The 3,036-nt window shown below is 48.2% G+C and carries 3 protein-coding genes; 1 reads left to right on the plus strand and 2 read right to left on the minus strand.

Going from position 1 to position 3,036, the window contains the following annotated elements:
• On the plus strand, positions 1–759 hold a 759-nt coding region (locus V6C93_RS23465), incomplete at its 5' end, for a S8 family serine peptidase (protein ID WP_333479096.1).
• A gap of 109 nt (positions 760–868) precedes the next feature.
• Here V6C93_RS23465 and V6C93_RS23470 read toward each other — a convergent pair.
• Positions 869–1,996, minus strand: coding sequence for a site-specific integrase (locus tag V6C93_RS23470; protein ID WP_333479097.1), 1,128 nt, complete (start codon positions 1,994–1,996; stop codon positions 869–871).
• Between the two features lie 664 nt (positions 1,997–2,660).
• Positions 2,661–3,036: ATP-binding domain-containing protein (locus V6C93_RS23475; protein ID WP_333479098.1), on the minus strand; the 376-nt coding region annotated here is incomplete at its 5' end.

Genomic DNA, 3,036 nt, shown 5'->3' on the forward strand with positions numbered 1-3,036 from the left:
GCAAACGCACTGACCGCTCAAAGCGGTTACATCACGCTCCAGTGGTCGGACACGTTTTATAATTCAACCAACGACTACGATCTCTACGTGCTGGACTCCACAGGGTCGCAAGTCGTTGCCGCATCGACCAACGTTCAAGCAGGCAACGCTTTTCCGTTCGAGTACACCGGACCTCAAGCTGCCGGAAACCAAGTCGTTGTAGTCAGAGCAAGCGGTCAAGCGCGATATCTGCGGTTGGATACGGAACGGGGGCGGTTGAGCTACAACACGGTAGGGCAAATTTGGGGACATCCGGCTGCAACGGGAGCCATTGCGGTAGCAGCAACCAGCGCAGCGGGAAGAAATTCACCATTCACTGGCGGTGCAGCCAACCCAGTTGAAACCTACAGTTCGGATGGGCCAAGACGAGTGTTCTTCAATGCTGATGGCTCGGCAATAACGCCAGGAAACTTTTTATCAGGCGGGGGAACGGTTCGCCAAAAACCGGACATCACCGCTGCCGATGGCGTAGCAACTAGCTTTCCTGCCTACCCCGCTAGCTATTTCAACCCATTTTACGGTACAAGTGCAGCAGCACCCCATGCCGCCGCGATCGCGGCTTTAGTGAAATCTTACAAGCCAAATCTAACTGCATCGCAGATTCGGAACATCCTCACCTCAACCGCGCTGGACATCGAAGCTGGCGGTTACGACAAGGATTCGGGTTACGGAATTGTCATGGCAGATCGCGCCCTGCAAAAAGCTCAGCAAATGCGTTAATTTCCTGCATCGGACAAACTGCTAAATAGGACTTAGACATTGGTCAGTTGAAAGGGTTCAACACCCTAAAACTGACAAAAGCTACAAAGAGTGTGATTCCTACAGGGTGTTACTCAAGGCGTGGTGGCAGGGGTCTGTCGGCTCTTTTGAGCAACCGCTCGAAGGCTTGTTGATGATGTTGATAGCTGAGCCACGCATGGTAAGTTTGGCTGTGAATCGTTGCCGAATGTCCCATTTGTTGCGCCGCTAAGGGGATATCTAACCCATAATGTATGCTTCTAATCGCCCAACAATGGCGCAAGTCATAAGGACGAAACGGAAGGCGCTGGCGTTGGAAATAGCGAGTGACCCGATGCCCCAAGTCTCTATTGGTTTTCCCCGTACATTGAGGGAGTTTAATATCAGTTAGATTAAACTGCTCCACCCATTCGGGATGCAACGGCCAGATTTTCCTCATCCCCGTTTTTCCCGCCAAGACGGTCAAAACTCCCGAACTTGTTTTGAACGCTTCCAAGTCCAGATGAAACAGTTCGTGAGGGCGCAAACCATAGGTAGCCAACATTCCAAAAGCCCACTGCCATGCCGGGTTAGAGAGCCTTTCATACCACTCGACAATCTCAGAATCGGTTGGTAGAGAGCGCGGGGAAACTTTTGTGGGGGAGTAGTTCCCTATATACCTTTTAGTATCGAATTCTATACTCGCAATCTGCGCTAATTTATCCAACGCCAAACAAGTCTTTTGACGCATTCTTGTGTCAGGACGAGTCGAAGCGATCGCACCTTTTAAAACTTCAACGGTAAGGGGTTTATCGGAGGGCAGGCTCTTAAAGACTTCTTGATAGTTAGTCTTCCAGGTGGTAACAGATTCTGGCGTTCTAGCGCGTCGAGTAAAGTAATCGCGTTCTAATTCATTAATCCAATCCCCAGTCGTTTTTGGAGACGATTGTCCAAAAGTTAGATGACGCAAATAAGGCTCCCAATCAAACGCTTGCTCGTCGAGAAGTTCTCCTACCTTTCGAGCTTCTTTTTCGGCTCGGTGCAGCCCTTCCACTGTCACATATAGACCGATAGCAATTTCTTGTTGATGAGGTTTAGTATTATTACTCCCCGGACGTGGAGGAAACGTACCGCGTAAATATAACCGATTGCCTTTTTGTTTAATTGTGACTCGAACCTTATCCGTCTTGAGTCGGGTGTTGACTCGATTAAGTAGGTCGATTAACTCTCCATCTTTCATTGAGTTTTTGTTGTTCAGCTCCTCAAATAATTAAGGTATAATCGGGAAAGCACAGCCAAGATAGATCGCTGGGTTCAGTCGATGGCAAAAGCCCGTACACCCCGTGGCTTCCTGACACGCTCCGGCGAGCTTCAAACCTAACAAGCATGGGCAATTGCTTTTACATCCCCCAAGCAGAGGGCATCTGTTTCCTATGCAGAGGGTCGCCATTACTCCTTGGCGGAAATCCTGGTGCGGCTGATTCTCAATTTATCTGAGTTTACGACATTCACTGCCCCGTTGGATACAAGCTTTCCCATCTGTCAAGCTTCCCTAATTTTTCCCTAACTCTAGTGCCTAAGCAGAATTGCTGAAAAAAGGGTGCGAGGTAAAAGTATAAAACGCTACATTAAACACGGAGGTTTTGATCGGGGTCGCTCCACCGATAGGCCCTGATGTTCGCCCCCAATTAAAATGCCTCCCATAAGGGCAATAACTCTTCAATATCAGGTGTTTAATAAAGGAAGAAGAGCGGTAAGATTTTAGCTGTTCTTGAACAGAACCCTAGATAAAAAAGTAGCCATAGAATAGGAAAGTTGCGGGTATGGGTGAAGGCGGCGCTCGCCTCTGGCTTTATTTTCCCTAGAATTAAGAGCGAGCGCTTCTACTCTTACTGCACTCTGTATTAGTCAGTACTAATATCCCACTTGGAAGGGCGCTGATAGGTGAAAGTGAAGGTATCTCCACTCTCAATCGCTCGTCGCATTTCCTCATACATGGGATAGTGACCAATACCACTGAGTTTGACCCAGCCTCGTGACCGAGTCAAAGCGACAAATACCTGATTACGAAGCTGACAAGAGCTTTCATCTTTGGCAATATTGTCAAAGCCAACGACATAAACCATATCCGCCTCATTTCCTTTTACTCGATGAATGAGAGAGACGGTGATCCCGTCGTCATGCCAGAAATGGTTGCGCTGGGAATTGTTACGTTCTAAGACATTGATAGTCTTTGCCGTAGGAACATAGATATCAATACCATGCTCCATTAAAAATGCA

Source organism: Allocoleopsis sp. (genome assembly GCF_036703385.1).
Classification (GTDB): Bacteria; Cyanobacteriota; Cyanobacteriia; order Cyanobacteriales; family Coleofasciculaceae; genus Allocoleopsis.

What these genes read in the sequence shown, in the direction of transcription:
- V6C93_RS23470 (WP_333479097.1), bottom strand. Translation starts at nt 1,996, where the DNA reads ATGAAAGATGGAGAGTTAATCGACCTACTTAATCGAGTCAACACCCGA.